This is a genomic window from Nocardioides humi, assembly GCF_006494775.1.
Classification (GTDB): Bacteria; Actinomycetota; Actinomycetes; order Propionibacteriales; family Nocardioidaceae; genus Nocardioides; species Nocardioides humi.
Window position 1 is genome coordinate 5202103 of the sequence record NZ_CP041146.1, and the last position, 17010, is coordinate 5219112.

General features: G+C 73.0%; 25 protein-coding genes. 17 read left to right on the forward strand and 8 right to left on the reverse strand.

Features of this window, described 5'->3' with window-relative positions; all coding sequences use genetic code 11:
* Positions 1 to 8: 8 nt before the first annotated feature.
* From FIV44_RS25115 to FIV44_RS25130, 4 genes are read left to right on the forward strand one after another with little or no spacing between them, the layout of a single operon-like run.
* A complete protein-coding gene (locus FIV44_RS25115; protein WP_141006829.1) occupies positions 9 to 971 on the forward strand; it encodes an XdhC family protein in 963 nt (320 codons plus the stop codon).
* Positions 968 to 1579 carry a nucleotidyltransferase family protein gene (locus FIV44_RS25120; protein ID WP_181410815.1) on the forward strand — a complete coding sequence of 204 codons (612 nt, stop codon included), beginning with the start codon at positions 968 to 970 and terminating at the stop codon, positions 1577 to 1579. The genes FIV44_RS25115 and FIV44_RS25120 overlap by 4 nt, the downstream gene beginning before the upstream one ends.
* The gene (locus tag FIV44_RS25125) at positions 1576 to 2460 is read left to right on the forward strand and encodes an AAA family ATPase (protein ID WP_141006830.1); all 885 of its coding nucleotides are present in this window, start codon (positions 1576 to 1578) and stop codon (positions 2458 to 2460) included. Before FIV44_RS25120 ends, FIV44_RS25125 begins: the two co-directional genes overlap by 4 nt.
* A complete protein-coding gene (locus FIV44_RS25130) occupies positions 2457 to 3692 on the forward strand; it encodes a VWA domain-containing protein (protein ID WP_141006831.1) in 1236 nt (411 codons plus the stop codon). The genes FIV44_RS25125 and FIV44_RS25130 overlap by 4 nt, the downstream gene beginning before the upstream one ends.
* On the opposite strand, the gene FIV44_RS25135 is transcribed toward FIV44_RS25130, so the two are convergent.
* On the reverse strand, positions 3649 to 4602 hold the full coding sequence (locus FIV44_RS25135) for a LysR family transcriptional regulator (RefSeq protein ID WP_141006832.1): 954 nt from the start codon (positions 4600 to 4602) through the stop codon (positions 3649 to 3651). The two genes, FIV44_RS25130 and FIV44_RS25135, sit on opposite strands and share 44 nt — an antisense overlap.
* 44 nt (positions 4603 to 4646) lie before the next feature.
* Here FIV44_RS25135 and FIV44_RS25140 point away from each other — a divergent pair, with 44 nt between their 5' ends.
* The 12 genes from FIV44_RS25140 (at position 4647) to FIV44_RS25185 (ending at position 11961) form a co-directional block, all read left to right on the forward strand.
* On the forward strand, positions 4647 to 5600 hold the full coding sequence (locus FIV44_RS25140) for a LysR family transcriptional regulator (protein ID WP_141006833.1): 954 nt from the start codon (positions 4647 to 4649) through the stop codon (positions 5598 to 5600).
* A gap of 369 nt (positions 5601 to 5969) precedes the next feature.
* Complete coding sequence (locus FIV44_RS25145; protein WP_141006834.1) at positions 5970 to 6845, forward strand: FAD binding domain-containing protein; 876 nt, start codon at positions 5970 to 5972, stop codon at positions 6843 to 6845.
* Positions 6845 to 7438: a (2Fe-2S)-binding protein gene (locus tag FIV44_RS25150; protein ID WP_141006835.1), complete on the forward strand. Its 594-nt coding sequence runs from the start codon at positions 6845 to 6847 to the stop codon at positions 7436 to 7438. Before FIV44_RS25145 ends, FIV44_RS25150 begins: the two co-directional genes overlap by 1 nt.
* Entirely contained in the window at positions 7435 to 8619 is a 1185-nt protein-coding gene (locus tag FIV44_RS33375) for a molybdopterin cofactor-binding domain-containing protein (RefSeq protein ID WP_281285763.1), read from the forward strand. The genes FIV44_RS25150 and FIV44_RS33375 overlap by 4 nt, the downstream gene beginning before the upstream one ends.
* A complete protein-coding gene (locus FIV44_RS33380; RefSeq protein ID WP_281285764.1) occupies positions 8598 to 9638 on the forward strand; it encodes a molybdopterin cofactor-binding domain-containing protein in 1041 nt (346 codons plus the stop codon). Before FIV44_RS33375 ends, FIV44_RS33380 begins: the two co-directional genes overlap by 22 nt.
* A complete protein-coding gene (locus tag FIV44_RS32680; RefSeq protein WP_246086609.1) occupies positions 9632 to 9847 on the forward strand; it encodes a hypothetical protein in 216 nt (71 codons plus the stop codon). The genes FIV44_RS33380 and FIV44_RS32680 overlap by 7 nt, the downstream gene beginning before the upstream one ends.
* Before the next feature lie 27 nt (positions 9848 to 9874).
* Positions 9875 to 10456 carry an SRPBCC family protein gene (locus FIV44_RS25160; RefSeq protein WP_141006836.1) on the forward strand — a complete coding sequence of 194 codons (582 nt, stop codon included), beginning with the start codon at positions 9875 to 9877 and terminating at the stop codon, positions 10454 to 10456.
* Positions 10457 to 10494: 38 nt separating this feature from the next.
* Positions 10495 to 10746, forward strand: a complete 252-nt coding sequence (locus tag FIV44_RS25165; RefSeq protein WP_141006837.1) for a hypothetical protein — start codon at positions 10495 to 10497, stop codon at positions 10744 to 10746.
* Positions 10747 to 10759: 13 nt separating this feature from the next.
* On the forward strand, positions 10760 to 10987 hold the full coding sequence (locus tag FIV44_RS25170) for a hypothetical protein (RefSeq protein ID WP_141006838.1): 228 nt from the start codon (positions 10760 to 10762) through the stop codon (positions 10985 to 10987).
* A gap of 19 nt (positions 10988 to 11006) precedes the next feature.
* Entirely contained in the window at positions 11007 to 11255 is a 249-nt protein-coding gene (locus FIV44_RS25175; protein WP_141006839.1) for a hypothetical protein, read from the forward strand.
* Position 11256: 1 nt separating this feature from the next.
* Positions 11257 to 11559 (forward strand): hypothetical protein, encoded by a 303-nt coding sequence (locus FIV44_RS25180; RefSeq protein WP_141006840.1) that lies wholly within the window; start codon positions 11257 to 11259, stop codon positions 11557 to 11559.
* Between the two features lie 3 nt (positions 11560 to 11562).
* On the forward strand, positions 11563 to 11961 hold the full coding sequence (locus FIV44_RS25185; protein WP_141006841.1) for a hypothetical protein: 399 nt from the start codon (positions 11563 to 11565) through the stop codon (positions 11959 to 11961).
* Here FIV44_RS25185 and FIV44_RS25190 read toward each other — a convergent pair.
* The 7 genes from FIV44_RS25190 to FIV44_RS30860 form a co-directional block, all read right to left on the reverse strand.
* A complete protein-coding gene (locus FIV44_RS25190) occupies positions 11950 to 12432 on the reverse strand; it encodes a hypothetical protein (RefSeq protein ID WP_141006842.1) in 483 nt (160 codons plus the stop codon). The two genes, FIV44_RS25185 and FIV44_RS25190, sit on opposite strands and share 12 nt — an antisense overlap.
* Positions 12433 to 12435: 3 nt before the next feature.
* Complete coding sequence (locus FIV44_RS25195) at positions 12436 to 12759, reverse strand: hypothetical protein (RefSeq protein ID WP_141006843.1); 324 nt, start codon at positions 12757 to 12759, stop codon at positions 12436 to 12438.
* A 21-nt stretch (positions 12760 to 12780) separates the two neighbouring features.
* Entirely contained in the window at positions 12781 to 13935 is a 1155-nt protein-coding gene (locus FIV44_RS25200; RefSeq protein WP_141006844.1) for a vWA domain-containing protein, read from the reverse strand.
* Positions 13928 to 14794, reverse strand: a complete 867-nt coding sequence (locus FIV44_RS25205) for an AAA family ATPase (RefSeq protein WP_141006845.1) — start codon at positions 14792 to 14794, stop codon at positions 13928 to 13930. The genes FIV44_RS25200 and FIV44_RS25205 overlap by 8 nt, the downstream gene beginning before the upstream one ends.
* A complete protein-coding gene (locus FIV44_RS25210; protein WP_141006846.1) occupies positions 14791 to 15051 on the reverse strand; it encodes a hypothetical protein in 261 nt (86 codons plus the stop codon). Before FIV44_RS25210 ends, FIV44_RS25205 begins: the two co-directional genes overlap by 4 nt.
* Positions 15052 to 15113: 62 nt before the next feature.
* Positions 15114 to 15578, reverse strand: a complete 465-nt coding sequence (locus FIV44_RS30855) for an XdhC family protein (RefSeq protein ID WP_181410816.1) — start codon at positions 15576 to 15578, stop codon at positions 15114 to 15116.
* Complete coding sequence (locus tag FIV44_RS30860; protein WP_181410817.1) at positions 15575 to 16051, reverse strand: hypothetical protein; 477 nt, start codon at positions 16049 to 16051, stop codon at positions 15575 to 15577. Before FIV44_RS30860 ends, FIV44_RS30855 begins: the two co-directional genes overlap by 4 nt.
* Positions 16052 to 16122: 71 nt before the next feature.
* Here FIV44_RS30860 and FIV44_RS25220 point away from each other — a divergent pair, with 71 nt between their 5' ends.
* Positions 16123 to 16836: a putative 2OG-Fe(II) oxygenase gene (locus FIV44_RS25220; RefSeq protein WP_141006848.1), complete on the forward strand. Its 714-nt coding sequence runs from the start codon at positions 16123 to 16125 to the stop codon at positions 16834 to 16836.
* The last annotated feature ends 174 nt before the right edge of the window (positions 16837 to 17010 follow it).

Below are 17010 nucleotides of genomic sequence, written 5' to 3' on the forward strand. Positions count from 1 at the left end.
CAGCAACGATGATCCCGACCAGCATCCAGCACCGCCGCGACGAGCTCGTCGCCCAGCGGCAGCCGTTCGTGCACGCGATCGTCGTCCGTTCCGAGCCCCCGACGTCGGCCCGCTCGGGCGACCAGGCGATCATCCACGCCGACGGCCGGATGGAGGGCTTCGTGGGCGGCCAGTGCACCGAGACCTCGGTCAAGGTCGCCGCCATCCAGGTGCTGCAGGAGCGCGAGCCCCTCCTCCTGCGCGTCCTGCCCGACGGGGCGGCCGAGTTCCCCGAGTCGACCGGCGCCTCGGTCGTCGTCAACCCCTGCCTGTCCGGAGGTGCCGTGGAGATCTTCCTGGAGCCGGTGCTGCCCGCACCCGTCCTGCACGTCCTCGGTGAGTCCCCGATCGCCCACGCCGTCGCCGGGCTCGGCGACGAGGTCGGCTACCGGGTCCTGCGCGACACCGCGGGCGCCGACCTCGCGGGCGCCGACGCGGTCGTGATCGCCCGCCACGGAGGCGCCGAGGTCGACGAGATCCGTGCGGCGCTCGACGCCGGGGCGGCGTACGTCGGTCTGGTCGCCAGCCACGTGCGGGGAGGGGCGGTCCTCGACGAGGCCGGGCTCGACGAGGACCAGCGGGCGCGGGTGTTCAGCCCGGCCGGCCACCGGATCGGCGCCGTGACCCCGAGCGAGGTCGCGGTGTCGGTGCTCGCCCAGGTCATCGAGGTGCTGCACGCGCAGGGCATCACCGGCGGGACGCCCGCTGTGCCGGCTCCCGCCGCACAGCCGCGGCCGGAGCCCGAGCTGCTGACCATCGGCCGCGGCCCGCTCCCGGCGCCCGAGGTCGCCGTCGACCCGATCTGCGGGATGAGCGTCCTGGTCGAGCCCGGTGCCATCCGCCTCCAGGACGGGGACCAGGTGCGCTACTTCTGCCGCACCGGCTGCCGGGACGCCTACGCCGAGCAGCACGGCCTGACGGTGGGGCCGTGACCGACGGCGACCCGCTCGCCCGGACCGCGGCCCTGGTGCTGGCGGCCGGCGGGTCGCGCCGCCTGGGCCGGCCCAAGCAACTGCTGCCCTTCGTGGGGGCCACCCTGCTCGACGCCACCCTCGCCATGGTGCGCCGGTGCGGGTTCCCGGACGTCGTGGTGGCCCTCGGCGGAGCGGCCGACGAGGTCCGCGCCACCGTCGACCTCTCCGGCGCCCGGGTCGTCGTCAACGAGGTCTACGGCGAGGGCTGCTCCTCCTCGATCGCCGCCGCCCTGCCCGCCCTCCCCACCGGGATCGACGGCTTCGTGCTCCTGCTCGGCGACCAGCCGATGGTCGACCCGGACCACGTCCACGGCCTCGTCGCGGCCGCCCGCGGCGCGTCGATCGCGGTGACCCGGTACCGCGACGGCGTCGGCCACCCGTTCTGGCTCGGGCGTCCCCTGTTCGAGACTCTCGCCACCCTGCACGGCGACAAGGGGGTCTGGCGCCTCGTCGACCGGGCGGGGCGCCGACTGGTCGAGCACCACGCCGACGTGCCGGTTCCGCGCGACGTCGACACCTGGGAGGACTACCAGCTGCTGCTGGCCGAGCACGGGGAAGCGCGATGATCAGCGGTCCCGACGACCTGCGGCAGCGCCTGGACGCCGAGGACCACCTGGTCGACGACGGCCTCGCCACCGCGCTGCACCTCGCCCTCGACCTGGGGCTGCCGCTGCTGCTGGAGGGCGAGCCGGGCGTCGGCAAGACCGGCGCGGTGCTGGCGCTCGCGCGCGCCCAGGGGGCCGAGCTGCTGCGGCTGCAGTGCTACGAGGGCCTGGGGCCCGAGCAGGCGCTGTACGAGTGGAACTACCAGCGCCAGCTGCTCGCGATCCGGCTGGCGGAGTCGCGCGGGGAGCGTCTCACCGACGCCGGGCTGTTCACCGAGGAGTACTTGGAGGAGCGGCCGCTGCTCGCGGCGATGCGGAGCAGCGGCGACCCGCCGCCGGTGCTCCTCATCGACGAGGTCGACCGGGCCGACGACGAGTTCGAGGCGCTGCTGCTGGAGTTCCTCGGCGAGCGCTCGATCTCCATCCCGGAGCTGGGGACGGTCCGCGCGGCCGGGCCGTTCGTCGTCGTCCTCACCTCCAACCGGAGCCGGGACCTGCACGACGCGCTCCGCCGGCGCTGCCTCTACCACTGGATCGACTATCCGGACCCCGAGCAGGTCGCCCGGATCGTGCGCCGCAAGGTGCCCGGCGCCAGCACCGCCCTCGCCGACCTGGTCGCTGCGAACGTGGCCGGGTTCCGTGGCCTGGACCTCGACAAGCAGCCCGGATTGGCCGAGGCCATCGACTGGACCCGGGTGCTGGTCTCGCTGGGCCTGACCGACAGCCTCGTCGACGCCACCGTCGAGCCTGCACGGCTGGAGTCGACGCTCGGCGCGGTCGCCAAGACCGTCGACGACCGGGACACGCTGCGCCGGGTCGTGCTCGACGGACGGCTCGGATGACGGCGCCCGCCGGCGGTCCCGATCTCGCCGCGCTCGCCGTCGCCGTCGCCGCGCGGCTCCGGGAGGAGGGGGTGCCCGTCGACCTGCGCTCCGTCCAGCGGCTGACCGCGGCGCTGGTCCGTGCGACCGCGGGAGGCACGCCGCCCGGCCGCCGCCACCTCGACCTGATCGTGCGCACGACGCTCGCCCACCGCCGCGAGGACCTCGCCGTCATCGACCGGGTGCTCGCCGACCTGGCCGCCGGGCGGGCCGCCGGCGCGCCGCACGAGCTCCCCAGGGTCGTCCCCAACGGCACCCCGCGACGCCGCCCGTACGGCGAGCGGCCGGTGGCCGTCTCCGACGAGGAGCTGCCGTGGGCGACGCTGCGCCGGCCCGAGATGCAGGCCGCCGCGACACCGGCGGCCCCCGACTCCCGCCAGGTCCCGTTGACCGTGGCCAGCGCCCGGGTGGGCGCCGCCGACGAGCGGCTCGGCCCGCTGGACCCCGCCGAGGCGGAGCGGATCGGCCACGAGCTGCGTGCCGCGCTGGGTGACTGGCCACGGCGGCGTACCCGTCGCCGGGTCGCGGGGCGCCGCGGCCGGGTGTCGCCCCGGCGCAGCGCCGGCGCCTGGGGCCGGACGGGCGGCGAGCCGGTGCAGCTGGTGCGCGAGCGGCCGCGGCGCCGGCGCCGGCGCCTGGTCGTGCTCTGCGACGTGAGCGAGTCGATGCGGCCACACGTCACCTGCCTGCTGCACCTGCTCCGCGCGGCGGCGGTCGACGGCGGCGGCGAGACGTTCGTGTTCGGCACCCGGGTGACCCGGCTGACCCCCCTGCTCGCGCACCGGGACCCCGACGAGGCGGTGGCGGCCGTGAGCGCCTCGGTCACCGACCGCAACGGCGGCACCCGGATCGCCGGGAGCGTCCGCGAGCTGCTGGGCTCTCATCAGGGCGAGCTGCTGCGCGGCGCCGTCTGCGTGGTCGCCTCCGACGGCTGGGACGCCGACCCGCCCGAGGAGACCGGCCGTCAGGTGGCGCGACTGGCCCGCCGGACTCACCGCCTGGTCTGGCTCAACCCGCGCGCCGGCGAGCCGGGGTTCGCCCCGCTCGCGGGCGGGATGGCGGCCGCGCTGCCGTTCTGCGACCTGCTGCTGCCGGCCGGCACGGTCGAGGAGCTGCGGGACGCCGTCCGGCTGGTGGGGAGGAGCGGGCTCAGTTCCACAGGGTCACGTAGACGGCGGGACGGAACCTCTTGATGGGCACACCCGCCCCGCGCAGCATGGCCTGGGTCGCCCGCGGCGTGTGCAGGAAGCGCATCAGCTCGGCGGTGGTCGAGCCGTGATCGTCCTCCAGCGCCGCGGCCACCCAGATGCCGCGCTCCTTGGTGCCCTGCCCGCTCAGCCGCACCAGCCGTCCCTCGGCGACGTCGCCGGCGGCCGCGAACACCACGGCGGGCGCGACTGCCTCGGTGTGGGTCAGCTCCTCGAGCGCGGCCGCCTCGCTCTGGAAGATGCGCTGGTTCTCCTCCGGCACCCGGAGCCGGCGCAGCAGCGCCGGGATGGGCCCGCCGCCGCCGATCGCCGAGGGCCCCAGCAGCCAGGTGGCGCCGGCGAGGGCCTGGGCGGTGACCGGCTTCGCGGCGAGCGGGTGGGACGGGGCGGCGACCACCTCGACGTCGTAGGCCAGGAACGCACGGTGGACCACGCCGGGCACCGCGGTCGGCCACGGCGGGCCGATCGCGATGTCGATCGCCCGCGAGCGCAGCAGCCCCTCGAACTCGTCGGCGCGGTGCACGCTGAGCTCGACCTCGAGGTCGTCGGCGCGCTGGGTGAACGCCTCGATCAGCCCCGGCGCGGCGTACTCCGCGAACAGACTGGTCGAGCCCACCCGCAGCAGCCGCATGCCCTGCGACGCCCGGCTCACCTCCTGCACCGTGCGGTCCTGCAGGCCGAGCAGCTCCACCGCCCGGCTGGCCAGCCGCAGGCCGCCCGGCGTGAACGCCAGGCCGGACCCGGTGCGCACGAACAGGTCGTTGCCGAGCTCCTTGCGCAGCTGTGCGACGTGCATCGACACCGCGGACTCGGTCAGCCCGAGCGCGGCGGCCGCGGCTCGCACGGAGCCGTGACGGACCACCGCCGCGAAGGCGCGCAACTGTGCGATCGTCACCTTGCGAACACTAGTGGTCTCCCTGTCGACAGGAGGATGAACCCGTGACTCCGACACGGCTACGGGCCTATGCGGCGGTTGCCCGGCTCGGCTCGGTGAAGGCGGCGGCCGCGGAGCTCGGCGTCTCCGAGGCGGCGGTCTCCCTCCACGTCGGCCAGCTGCGCAAGGAGCTCGGGGACCAGCTGTTCGTGCGCACCGGCTCGGGCATCGCGTTCACCCCGGGCGGACTGCGGCTGGCCAGCCGCGCTGTCCAGCTGCTGGGCCTGCAGGACCGGACCGTGCAGGAGGTCCAGCAGGCCGGGGGAGCGCGGCGCCTGCTGCGGGTCGGGGTGTCGGGGCTCTTCGCGGAGTACGCCGCGCCGGGGCTGATCGAGGCGTTCACCCAGCGCGCCGACGACCTCGAGGTCGAGCTCCGGACCGACCGCGCCAGCCGGTTCGGCTCGCTGCTGGTGACCCGGACCATCGACGCCGCCGTCGGGCCGCGGGTCCAGCTCGCCGCGCCCGAGCTGTCCACCAGCCACTTCCTCAACTACGAGGTGGTCGCCGTGGCCGCGCCCGGCCACCCCGCCGCCTCCGGGCAGCCGGCGCTCGCGATGCTGCGCGAGCAGAGCTGGCTGCTCGGCCCGTCCGCCAGTGAGCGCGGCGGGATCGTCACCGAGATGCTGGCGCGGCTCGCCGTGCCTGAGCAGCGGCAGCGGATCTTCCAGAGTCACGCCGCCGCCCTGGAGGAGGCCAAGCGTGGTCGCGGGATCGCCCTGACCGTCGACTTCGCGGTGTCCGCCGACGCCGACGACTCGCTCGTCGTCGTCCCCGGCCCGCTGCTGCGCGGCCGCGGGGAGTGGAGCCTGGCGACCCTGGGCGGCGAGCGGGCCTCGACCGCCGCCGACGAGCTGCGGAGGTTCGTGGTGACGCCCCGCGCGACCCAGGCGATGCTCCGCCGCCGTGGTGCGGGCGTCGGCCGGTTCCGCCCTGCAGTGCACGTCACGCTCTGGTCGTGACCGCGGCACGATCAGTGTTCGCTTAGCCGCGATGGACGGGTGACCCGCGTCACTGCGACGTTGAGGTCATGCCCGCAATCGAGTCCGACGGACACAGCCGGGACAACCCGCGCATCTACGAGCTGATCGAGAACACGCCGCGTGAGGGCACCGGCGTCTCGCCGACGATCTGGGCGTTCTCCCAGTTCGTCGACTTCCTCAAGATCGCCGGCCAGCCGGTCCAGGGACCGTGGCCCCCGCACCAGCAGCCGCGGCCCGATCCGACCGAGGTGGAGGCGGGCCCGATCGCGGTACCGGACCCCCAGACGGAGTACCTCCCCGCAAGCGCCTGTCCATCGACGAGCCCGACGGCTCCCAGTAGGAGAACGCATGTATCCCGGACGCTTCCGCTACGTCTCCCCCCGGAGCATCGACGAGGCCATCGCGGTGCTGACCGAGGCCGAGGGCGAGGGCAAGGTGCTGGCCGGCGGCCAGAGCCTGATCCCGCTGCTCAAGCTGCGCTTCGCGAGCCCCGGCGTCCTCGTCGACATCAACAATCTGCCCGACCTGGACTACATCCGGCGCGAGGACGACGGCTCGTTCCGGATCGGCGCCCTCACCCGGCACGCGACGATGGAGCGCTCGGCCTCGATCGCCCGGCACCAGCCGACCGCCGCCGCGGCGGCGCCGCTCGTCGCGGACCCGATCGTGCGCAACCGGGGCACCCTCGTGGGCTCGGTCTGCCACGCTGACCCGCAGGGCGACTGGGCGGCGGTGATGATCGCGGCCGGCGGCTCGGTGGTCGCCCAGGGCCCGGAGGGACGACGCACGATCCCCGTGAGGGACTTCGTGACCGGACCCTTCCAGAACGTCCTCGCCTACGACGAGGTCGCGGTCGAGGCGGTCATCCCGGCGCCGAAGGGCACCGTCGTCGGAGGCTTCCTCAAGCTCGAGCGGCGGGTCGGGGACTTCGCCACCGCGGGCGCCGCGGTCACGCTCGAGCTCAGCGGCGGGAAGGTCAGCCGTGCGGGCATCGCGCTCACCGGCGTCGGCGCCGCGACCATCGATGCCGAGGACGCCGCCAACGCGCTGCTCAACCGTCCGCTCGGCGCCGAGACCATCGACCGGGCCGCGACCCTGGCGGCCGAGATCGCCAACCCCAAGTCCGACCATCGAGGCAGCGCCGACTACAAGCGCCATGTCGTCCACACCTTCGTCCGGCGGATCCTCGCCGGCCTCACCGAGCAGACCGAGAGGGCCGCCTGATGACCAGCCTGTTCGAGGAGATCGCCGAGCCGGCGCCCGACGACGTCCCGGTCAACCGGGTCAGCGTGACGGTGAACGGAAAGCGTCGTACCGCCGACATCGAGCCCCGGCTCCTGCTGGCCCACTTCCTGCGCCAGGGACTCAAGCTCACCGGCACCCACACCGGCTGCGACACCACCAACTGCGGCGCCTGCACGGTGCTGCTCGACGGCAAGGCCGTCAAGAGCTGCACCGTCCTCGCGGTCCAGGCCGACGGCCGGGATGTGACGACCGTCGAGGGCATGGCCACCGGGAGCGAGCTCGACCCCGTCCAGGAGGGCTTCAAGGACGAGCACGCCCTCCAGTGCGGGTTCTGCACGCCCGGGATGATGCTGTCCGCGCGAGCCCTCCTCAACGAGAACCCCGAGCCGACCGAGGACGAGATCCGGTTCGCCCTCTCCGGCAATCTGTGCCGCTGCACCGGCTACCAGAACATCGTCAAGGCCGTCCTCTGGGCGGCCGCGAAGGAGAACGGGCAGGACCCGCGCCAGGCGGTGGCCCGCTACGAGGCGGCCCAGCAGGGCCGGGCCCAGCAGAACGGAGCACACCAGTGACCCAGACCGCAGATCCCCAGCCGCGGGTACCGGCGCCGCTCGACGAGATCAAGATCGGCGGCATGGGCGCCAGCCGGCGCCGGGTCGAGGACAACCGTTTCATCCGGGGCAAGGGCAACTACTTCGACGACGTCGTACTGCCGGGGATGCTGCACATGGAGGTGCTGCGCAGTCCGATGGCCCATGCCCGGATCAAGTCCATCGACGCCTCCAAGGCGTGGGAGATCCCGGGCGTGCGGCTGGTGCTGACCGGGGAGGCGCTGGCCACCCGCAACCTGGGCTGGATGCCGACCCTGAGCTACGACACCCAGGCGGTGCTCGCCACCGACAAGGTCCGGTTCCAGGGCCAGGAGGTCGCCGCGGTCATCGCCGACGACCCCTATATCGCCAAGGACGCGGTCACCGCCATCCAGGTCGAATACGAGCCGCTGCCGCCGATCGTCAACCCCGAGCAGGCGATGGCACCGGACGCGCCGATCATCCGCGACGACAAGCTGGGCCAGAGCGACAACGTGGTCTTCGACTGGGAGGTCGGCGACAAGACCGGCACCGAGGAGGCCTTCTCCGAGGCCGACGTGGTCTCCCGGGTCAAGCTGCACTACCCGCGCTCGCATCCCTCGCCGCTGGAGGCGTGCGGCGCGATCGCCGACTACGACCGGGCCACCGGCAAGCTCACCGTCTACCTCACCACCCAGGCGCCCCACATCGTCCGGGCCGCGGTCGCCCTGATCGCGGAGCTGCCCGAGCACCAGATCCGGATCATCTCCCCCGACCTCGGCGGCGGCTTCGGCAACAAGGTCCCGGTCTACCCGTCGTACGTCGTGGCGATCGTCGCCTCGATCCTGACCGAGCGCCCCGTCAAGTGGGTGGAGGACCGCACCGGCAACCTGATCTCGACAGGCTTCGGCCGCGACGTCTACCTCGACGGCCAGGTGGCGATGCGCAAGGACGGCAGGATCCTGGCGGTCAAGATGAACACGCTGTCCGACCACGGCGCCTTCTTCGGGGACGCCCAGCCCAGCAAGTTCAAGATCGGTCTGATGCACTCGGCGTTCGCCGCCTACGACATCCCGTACGCCCACCTGGCCGCACGCGGCGTCTACACCACCAAGGCCCCGGCGGTGTCGCCTACCGATGCTCCTTCCGGGTCACCGAGGCGATGTTCTTCCAGGAGCGGATGATGCAGGCGGCGGCCGACGACGTCGGCATCGACCAGGCACAGTTCCGCAAGCTCAACTTCGTCCGCGACGACGACTTCCCGCACCGGACGCCGTACGGCTTCCTCACCGACTCCGGTCAGTACACCAAGTGCCTCGACCTGGCGCTGAAGGAGATCGACTACGAGGGCTTCCTCGAGGAGCAGGCCGAGGCCCGCAAGCAGGGCCGGCTGCTCGGCATCGGCATCTCGACGATGACCGAGCCGCTGGGCGCGGGCAACAGCCGGGAGTACGACATCCTCGGCATCAAGATGTTCGACTCCGCCGAGCTGCGGGTGCACATGACCGGCAAGGCGATCCTGCGCACGGGTGCCAAGACCCAGGGGCAGGGGCACGAGACCACCTGGGCGCAGATCGTCGCGCACGAGCTGGGGCTGCCCGCCGACGACATCGTGGTCGAGGAGGGGGACACCGACACCGCGCCCTTCGGCATGGGCACCTACGCCTCGCGCAGCACGCCGGTGGCCGGTGCCGCGGTCGCGATGGCCGCCCGCAAGGTCAAGGCCAAGGCCCGCAAGATCGCCGCCCACCTGCTGGAGGTGTCCGAGGAGGACGTCGAGTGGGAGCTCGGGCGGTTCTACGTCCGCAGCCAGCCCGCGCGCGGCGTCACCATCCAGGAGACCGCCCTCGCGGCGTACTCCAACATGCCGGACGGCCTGGAGCCCGGTCTCGAGGCCAACGCCTACTACGACCCGCCGAACCTGACCTGGCCGTTCGCGGCGTACGTCTGCACGGTCGAGATCGATCCGGAGACCGGCGTCTGGGACGTGCTCCGCTTCGTCGCCGTCGACGACTGCGGGGTCCGGATCAATCCGCTGATCGTCGAGGGCCAGATCCAGGGCGGCCTCACCGAGGCCTACGCCATGGCGAGCATGCAGTTCATCACCTTCGACGCCGACGGCAACTGCGTCGGCTCCAACTTCATGGACTACCTGCTGCCGACCGCCTGGGAGACCCCGGCTGGGAGCTGCACGAGGTGGTGACTCCGTGCCCGCACCACCCGATCGGCGCCAAGGGCGTCGGGGAGTGCGCCACCGTGGGCGGGCCGGCGGCCTTCGTCAACGCGGTCGTCAACGCGCTGTCCCACCTCGGCGTCCGCAACGTCGACATGCCGATGCTGCCGGACCGGGTCTACGAGGCGCTCACGACCGGGCACGACGTCTCCGGCGCGCCGCCGGTACGGACGGATTGAGATGGGCGGACCGAGGAGGGTGCAGCGATGCTGATCGAGAACGAGTTCGTCGTCCCGCAGCAGCTCGACAGGGTGTGGTCGTTCTTCAACGACATCCCCCAGGTCGCGGCGAGCCTGCCCGGCACGGAGCTGACCGACGATCTCGGCAACGACGAGTACAAGGGCAGGGTCGCCATCAGCATGGGGCCGGTCAAGCTGGCCTTCAACGGCGACGCTCAGGTGACCGAGCGCGACGACGCCGCCAAGCGGCTGGTCATCCACGGCGCCGGCGCCGACGAGAAGGGCCGGGGCAACGCGTCGATGGACCTGACGGCCAGGCTCGCGGCCGCGCCCAAGGGCACCAAGGTGAGCATGGCCATGGACCTGACTCTCTCCGGCGCCGCGGCCCAGTACGGCCGCGGCATGGTCGCCGACGTGACCTCGGTGTTGATCGGCCAGTTCGCGGACAACGCCCAGCGGCGCATCGAGGCCATCGACCGCGGCGAGGACGTGTCGAACATGACGGCCAGGCCGGCGAGCGGCCTCGCCATCGGCGTGGCCGCCGCCAAGCTCGCGTTGATGCGTGTGTTCCGGCGCTTCTTCCTGCCCTACCAGCCCCAGCCGCGCTGACGAGGAGTGATCAGCATGCCCGACCGAAGGAGATCCTGATGCTGTGGTGGATCGGCAACATCCTGCTGCTGGTGGCCGTGGTGCCCATCCTGGTGGCCCTGCTCAACCGGGTGCTCGCCGCCCTCGAGCGGATCCGTGGCGCCTCCGACGACATCCTCGCGGGCGGGGGAGCACTGGCCGGCGAGCTCGACGGCGTACCCGAGCAGCTCGCCACGACCGACCGCACGGTGCACGAGGTCGCGGTGGGCGCTGCCCGCTACGGCTCGTCCGTCGCGAAGCTGCTGGGCTGAGGAGGGACCGGACATGCCACTCGTCGCCTGGGTCACCCTGATCCTCGCCACCCTGATCATCGCGGCCGCCGCCCTCGGCCTGATCCGGGTGATCTTCCACCTGCGCGCCACCGCGGCCACTCTCGACGGCGTCATCGGCGGCGTCCGCGTGATCGCCGAGCGCACCCGGACCGTCCCGACCGTCGTCCCGTCGGTCAACGCCAGCCTCAAGCCGGTCCGCGACTTCACCGAGGCCATCTGATGTCGAGGAGGACCGACCGATGAGCTCCACCGCAGGCTGGACGCTCGGCTACGTCATCGCGATCGTCGTCGTGCTCGTCGTCGTCGCGCTGGTCGTGCCGATCCTGCTGCTCGCGCGGCGGATCGGGACACAGGCGGGCGACATCGACGACTCGCTGGCCGAGTCCGTCACCAACACCGCAGGGCTGGCGGGCCTGCGGGTCACCATCGAGCACGCCGGCGTCATCGTCGCCGGGCTGCGCCGCGGACGAGAGAGGCTGGGAGGCTGACATGGCCGTACCCGAGGTCAGCGTGCTGCTGACCGACACCGAGAGGAACCTGTGGACCGGCGCCATCGTGGGCGGGTTCGTGGTCGTGCTGGCCGTCGCCGCCCTGCTCACGATCCTGGTGCTGCTGGTCCGCACCATCGAGCAACGGGTCACGACGGTGCGCGACAAGCTGCGCGCCGCCGCCGAGAACACCGAGGACACCGCGCTGATCGCCGAGACCGCCGACGGCGTCGAGGCCGTCCTCGGCGAGGGACTCAAGCACCACCTGTTCCTCGGCCGCGTCTACGAGAAGGTGAGGGCCTGAGCCATGGTCCTGTGGAGCGTCATCGTCATCGTCGCCCTGATCGCTGTGCTGGCGGGCTACCTCTTCGTCGTCGGCAGCCAGCTGACCCGCATCGCGGACCTGCTGGAGGAGTGCGCCGAGCTGGTCCGCCGGATCAAGGCCAACGCCGAGCCGATCCGCCCCGGCCTCGAGCACATCAACCGCACCGGCGGCGTCGTCGCCGGCGCACTGCCGCTGCTCTACGGCTTCGCCGAGGGCATCGTGACCGGGGTCTCGCCGCGTCGGGACCCGGACCCGGACGACCGTCTGCCCGCCCGGCCGGCGTCGGGCACCCGCCGCTCGCGGCTGCACGACGGCGTCGGGTACCGGCCCGCGGGCGTGCCCGTCGGGGCCAGCCACGGAGCGCACCGCTCAGGCGCCTGAGCCTCCCGTCCCGGAGCTGCCGTCACCGGTCTCACGCCGACCCTGTCCCGGCGTGAGACCCGTGGTGAGCGGCCCGGTCGTGTTCGGGGCTTGATACTCGCCGATCCAGTGGGGCTCCCACGCCTGGTCGTACTGCTGCTCGTTGCAGCTCGGGTGGTAGACCGCGACCAGCTCCTGCACGATCTGCTCGCGGTGCGCCGCCGTGCCGCCCGGGACCTCGAAGGTCGCGATCCGCAGGTCGAACCTGCTGCTGGTGCGGGAGATCCAGCAGGCGGCGGCAGGGTGCCGGAACGGGAACCCCTCGGTGCTCAGGTCGGCGCTGTGCCCGACGTAGCAGACGGCGAGTCGCTCGGTTCCGGGATCGGTGGGGTAGAACACCGCGTAGACCGCGGGCACGGCCGGCGGCGTCCAGCCCGCGAGCACCCGAGGCCCCTCGAAGGAGTAGCCCGCGAGCGAGCCCAGCCGGATCATGCCTCAGGCCCGTCCTGGCTGCTCGTCGACCTGGACCAGCTCCTCGAGCTCGTCGGCCTCGCTCAGCGGCGTCGCGATCCGCGAGATCGGCCACGGCGGCAGCCCGGACCGGCCGACCGCCTCCGCGAACACCTCCCGCGCCCGCTCGGCCGCGTCGTCGCGGGTGGCGGCCTGGACGACGATCTGCACGCCGTACGTCGTGCTCCCGATGCCCGAGGCGACGCCGTCGTACCGGGCGACGGCATCGGCGAGCTCGACGATCTCCTCACGGCTCAGCGCGCGGTCGCCCGTCGCCTCGATCGCGACGCTCCAGCTCACCTCGGTCATGGTCATCCTCTCGTTCCGTGCTCACCGCAGCCGCGGCAGCACCGCGGCGAGCTCCTCCAGGCTGGCCAGGTCGTGCCCGGACAGCAGTTCGTCGACGTACGGCGCCGCGACCATCATGCCCAGCGTGCTCGGCACGAAGTCCCGTTGGTCGCCCTTGTGGGGGTTGAGCCAGACGATCCGGTGGCACAGTCGCGACAGCCGCTGCAGCGCACCGTCCAGGACGGCCGGGTCGCCGCGGTCGAGGCCGTCGGAGCAGATCACGACGACCGCGCCGCGGCTCATCCCGCGGCGGCCGTAGTCGCGGACGAAGGCGGCCAGGGAGTCGCCGATCCGGGTCCCGCCCTCCCAGTCGACCACCTGTGCGGCGGCAGCGCGCAGCGCGTCGTCCGGGCGTCGGTGCTCCAGCTGGCGGGTGATCCGGGTGAGCCGGGTGCCGAAGCAGAACACCTCGACCTTGCGGGAGGCGTGGCTGGTGCCGTGGGCGAACTGCAGCAGGGCGCGGGAGTAGTCGGCCATCGAGCCGGAGACGTCGAGGACCAGCACGAGCGGCCGGTTGCGCAGCCGGCGGCGCCGCCAGGCGAGCTCGTCGAGCTCACCGTGGTGTCGTACCGCCGTGCGCACGACCCGGCGCAGGTCCGGGCGGGGACCGGAGCCCGCGGGCCGGGTACGTCGGGACCGGCGCCGCGGCGGGACCAGGCGGATCCGGCGCATCAGCCGGCGCAGGGCGAGCAGCTCCTCGGGCGTGCACTCGGAGAAGGAGCGGTGCCGCACCGTCGCGGCGTCCGAGGCCATCAGTCCCATCCGGGCCTCGCGCTCGTCGCCGGGCTCGCTCGACTCGGTGGCCTCGGGGTCCGGGAGCTGGAGGGTGGCGCTGGCCTCGGCCCGCTGCTGGACGGAGTAGGCCGGGTCCTCGCCGTCGTCGTCGGGCTCGTCGAGGAAGTAGCGGCGGAACACCGCGTCGTACGCCGGCAGCTGGTCGCGCCGCGTCACCAGCGTGGTGCGGCCCGACCAGTAGACGTCGACGAGGTCGGCGGGATCGAGCAGCGCGCAGGCCGAGCCGTAGGTCAGCAGGTCGCCGCTGCCGAGGGTCAGGCCGGCGTCGCGCAGCGCCCGTCCGAAGCCGACGAGTACCTGCACGAAGTCCCGGCCGAGGACCTCCGGGTCCGGCTCAGCCACCGACGATCCGGGCGAGCTGGGGCTGGACCAGGTCGAGGTCGTCGCGGTCCTTCACGACGGCGCCCAGGGTGTCGCCGGCGATCTCGACGTCGAGGTCGGTGCCGCCGACGACATCGACCGTGCGTGCCCAGTCGATGGTCTCGGCGACGCCCGGCGGCTTGGCGAGGTCGAGCCCGCGCAGCCGGCCGACCGCGGCGACCACCTTGGCCGCGAGCGCCTCGGCGACCTCGGGAGCCCGGGTCAGCACGATCTCCAGCTCGCGGGCGGCGTCCGGGTAGCCGACCCAGTGATAGAGACAGCGCCGCTTCAGCGCGTCGTGGAGCTCGCGGGTGCGGTTCGACGTCAGCACCACCAGCGGCGGCGAGGGGGCCCGCACCGTCCCGATCTCGGGAATGGTCACCTGCAGGTCGGAGAGCAGCTCCAGCAGGAAGGCCTCGAACTCGTCGTCGGCGCGGTCGATCTCGTCGATCAGCAGGACGGCGGCGTCACCCGCGCGGACCGCGGAGAGCAGCGGGCGCTCGAGGAGGAAGTCGGTGGAGTACAGCGAGGCGACCGTCTCCTCGCCGCGCAGCTCGTCGGCGCCCAGCGCCCTGATCTGCAGCAGCTGCCGGGCGTAGTCCCAGTCGTAGAGCGCCTGGTGGACGTCGATCCCCTCGTAGCACTGCAGCCGGATCAGCCGACGGTCCAGCACCGTCGCCAGCGCCTTGGCGATCTCGGTCTTCCCGACCCCGACCTCGCCCTCGAGGAGCAGCGGACGGCCCAGGCTCAACGCCACATGCGCGGCGGTCGCGAGTCCGCGGTCGGCGAGATAGCCGACCCCCTGCAGCCTGTCGGTGAGCTCGGCGACCGGCCCGCTCACCGCCGGCCCGCGACCAGATCGCCGATGGTGCCGGCCGAGGTGTCCAGCTTGCCGTCGCGGGCGAGCTGCTCACGCCACGCCGTACGCAGGTCGGTGCCCTGCCCGACCATGTCCTCGAAGCTCACGTCCTTCATGTTGCGACAGATCCCGGAGTTGCCGCACAGCTCGTCCACGTCGGTGGCGGCGGACTCGTCGACCTGCCAGATGGAGCGGAGCACGCTTGCGGCGCTCTCCTCGCGACTCGTCTCGCCGGTCATCACAGCTCCTCTCGGTCGGTCCCTCCAGACTAGGTCGCCCGGGACCGGGGCTCCATGGGCAGTTAAGGAAGGCCTGAGTCGGCCTCCGCCAGGTCGCGGAGAGAGCGCCCGGTGTGCCCGGACCGTACGGCGAGCGCCTCGGCGAGCACCGCCAGCGCCACCTCGGCCGGCTTGCGGGCGCCGAGGTCCAGGCCGGCAGGACCGTGGATCCGGTCGAGGCCCTCGACGCCGCGCGAGGAGAGCCACTCCAGCCGGGCCCGGTTCATGGCTGGGGTTCCCAGCGCACCGACATATCCCGCGCTGCCGGAGAGCGCGGCGCTGAGTGCGTTCCCGGCCGCGGTGAGGTCGTGGCTGGCCACCAGGACGGCATCGAGGGCGCCGAGACCGAGCAACAGGGGCGCGGCCTCGCCCGGACTGCCGAAGCGGAGCACCTGCCAGCCCAGCAGGCCCGCAGACTGCTCCACGGCCTCGAGGATCGGCCCGCCACCGACCAGGGCCAGTCGGGGCACCGGCCACAGCGCGGTCACGACCCGGTCGGCCTCGACCCGCGAGCCCGTCGTACCCCGGGAGAAGAACCGGGCGACGTCCTCCCGAGGTCGGCGACCTCCGCCTCCTCGTGGAACTCGATGCCGGTGATCCGGTCGCCGTCGAGGTGGGTGACCAGGCACAGCGGCGCTCCTGCCCACAGCCTCCCCCAGAAGCCTGCGGGGAAGTCGGCCGCCGGGGCGAGCAGCGCGCGGACCCGAGCGCCCTCGGGCACGCCGGACACCAGTGCGCCGAGCGTGTCCACCTCGAGCTCGACCAGGCGGCTGCTGACGCCGCCCGCCGTCAGCCCTGCCGCCTGGTCGTCGAGCGCGCCGGACAGCAGGCTGCCCATCCGGCCGCCGCCCGCGGTCAGGACGAGCGCGCCGTTGGGGTCGCCACCCACCTCCTCGGCGCCGCTGACGACCCACAGCACGTCGGCTCGCGTGCCCGCGCGTACGCAGGCGTCCACACTCACGGAGATCTCGTACACAAGCCGAACCTAAGGCAGCACTTGACGGTGGGGGAGGGCGTCTTAACGTCTTGCTCATGACCGAACTGCCCGGGCTGTCCACCGGCCTGCACCTGCTCTGGCCCACGCCGATCGGGATCCATCGGTACGACGCCGCCGCCGCCTTCAACCCACTGCTCGTCGAGGAGCTGTCCTCGATCCGCGAGGACCAGGAGCGCCAGCGCGGCGTCGAGCCCGGCGGGCCGTTCTTCGCCAGCGACGACGACCTCCTCCAGCGGGTGAAGCTCGACGGCTGGAGCCGGCTGGTCCAGTTCGTCGTCAACGGCATCGCCCAGACCGTCGAGCAGGTCAACCTCGACCACTGGGCCGGGCGGGTCCGCGAGCTGACCGTCAGCCTCGAGGGCCTGTGGTTCCAGGCCGCCCGCGACGGCGCCGCCCACGACGTCCACACCCACGGGAACTGCTCGTGGTCCGGCGTCTACATCGTCCAGATCGACCCGCCCTCCGAGCGCACCGACCACCCCGTGTACGGCGCCGCGAACGGCGTCACCCGCCTGTACGGCCCGCACTTCACCACCATGGGCGGCGCCTTCGTCGACGTCGGGAACGCCTACCTGCAGCAGTCCCACCTCGACGTCGACCAGGTCGCCGGCCAGCTGCTGGTCTTCCCGTCCTGGCTGATGCACCAGGCGATGGCCTACGGCGGCGCCCGCGAGCGGGTGATCCTGTCGTTCAACGCGAGCATCCACGGCTCGGAGGGCGATCAGATGTTCGACTACGCCCCCCGCTGAGGCTGCGGCGGGAACGCCGGGCGAGGAGGCGCAGGGAGCGAGGGACGAGCGACACGCTCGGCCCAGACAGACGACGGGCGAGGCGGCCCCCATGACTCCACCCCGCCCGTCTGTACCGGGACAACGGAGCGGAGCACGGTCGCGTTACGCGGAACCTTGCGTCACATCTACCCC

Coding starts and splice junctions, on each gene's coding strand:
- FIV44_RS25160 (WP_141006836.1), top strand. CDS start 9,875: ATGCTGATCGAGAACGAGTTCGTCGTCCCGCAGCAGCTCGACAGGGTG.
- FIV44_RS25210 (WP_141006846.1), bottom strand. CDS start 15,051: ATGACCGGCGAGACGAGTCGCGAGGAGAGCGCCGCAAGCGTGCTCCGC.
- FIV44_RS25175 (WP_141006839.1), top strand. CDS start 11,007: ATGAGCTCCACCGCAGGCTGGACGCTCGGCTACGTCATCGCGATCGTC.
- FIV44_RS25125 (WP_141006830.1), top strand. CDS start 1,576: ATGATCAGCGGTCCCGACGACCTGCGGCAGCGCCTGGACGCCGAGGAC.
- FIV44_RS25170 (WP_141006838.1), top strand. CDS start 10,760: ATGCCACTCGTCGCCTGGGTCACCCTGATCCTCGCCACCCTGATCATC.
- FIV44_RS25180 (WP_141006840.1), top strand. CDS start 11,257: ATGGCCGTACCCGAGGTCAGCGTGCTGCTGACCGACACCGAGAGGAAC.
- FIV44_RS25195 (WP_141006843.1), bottom strand. CDS start 12,759: ATGACCGAGGTGAGCTGGAGCGTCGCGATCGAGGCGACGGGCGACCGC.
- FIV44_RS25145 (WP_141006834.1), top strand. CDS start 5,970: ATGTATCCCGGACGCTTCCGCTACGTCTCCCCCCGGAGCATCGACGAG.
- FIV44_RS25220 (WP_141006848.1), top strand. CDS start 16,123: ATGACCGAACTGCCCGGGCTGTCCACCGGCCTGCACCTGCTCTGGCCC.
- FIV44_RS25130 (WP_141006831.1), top strand. CDS start 2,457: ATGACGGCGCCCGCCGGCGGTCCCGATCTCGCCGCGCTCGCCGTCGCC.
- FIV44_RS33380 (WP_281285764.1), top strand. CDS start 8,598: ATGTTCTTCCAGGAGCGGATGATGCAGGCGGCGGCCGACGACGTCGGC.
- FIV44_RS25185 (WP_141006841.1), top strand. CDS start 11,563: ATGGTCCTGTGGAGCGTCATCGTCATCGTCGCCCTGATCGCTGTGCTG.
- FIV44_RS25115 (WP_141006829.1), top strand. CDS start 9: ATGATCCCGACCAGCATCCAGCACCGCCGCGACGAGCTCGTCGCCCAG.
- FIV44_RS25150 (WP_141006835.1), top strand. CDS start 6,845: ATGACCAGCCTGTTCGAGGAGATCGCCGAGCCGGCGCCCGACGACGTC.
- FIV44_RS25165 (WP_141006837.1), top strand. CDS start 10,495: ATGCTGTGGTGGATCGGCAACATCCTGCTGCTGGTGGCCGTGGTGCCC.
- FIV44_RS25190 (WP_141006842.1), bottom strand. CDS start 12,432: ATGATCCGGCTGGGCTCGCTCGCGGGCTACTCCTTCGAGGGGCCTCGG.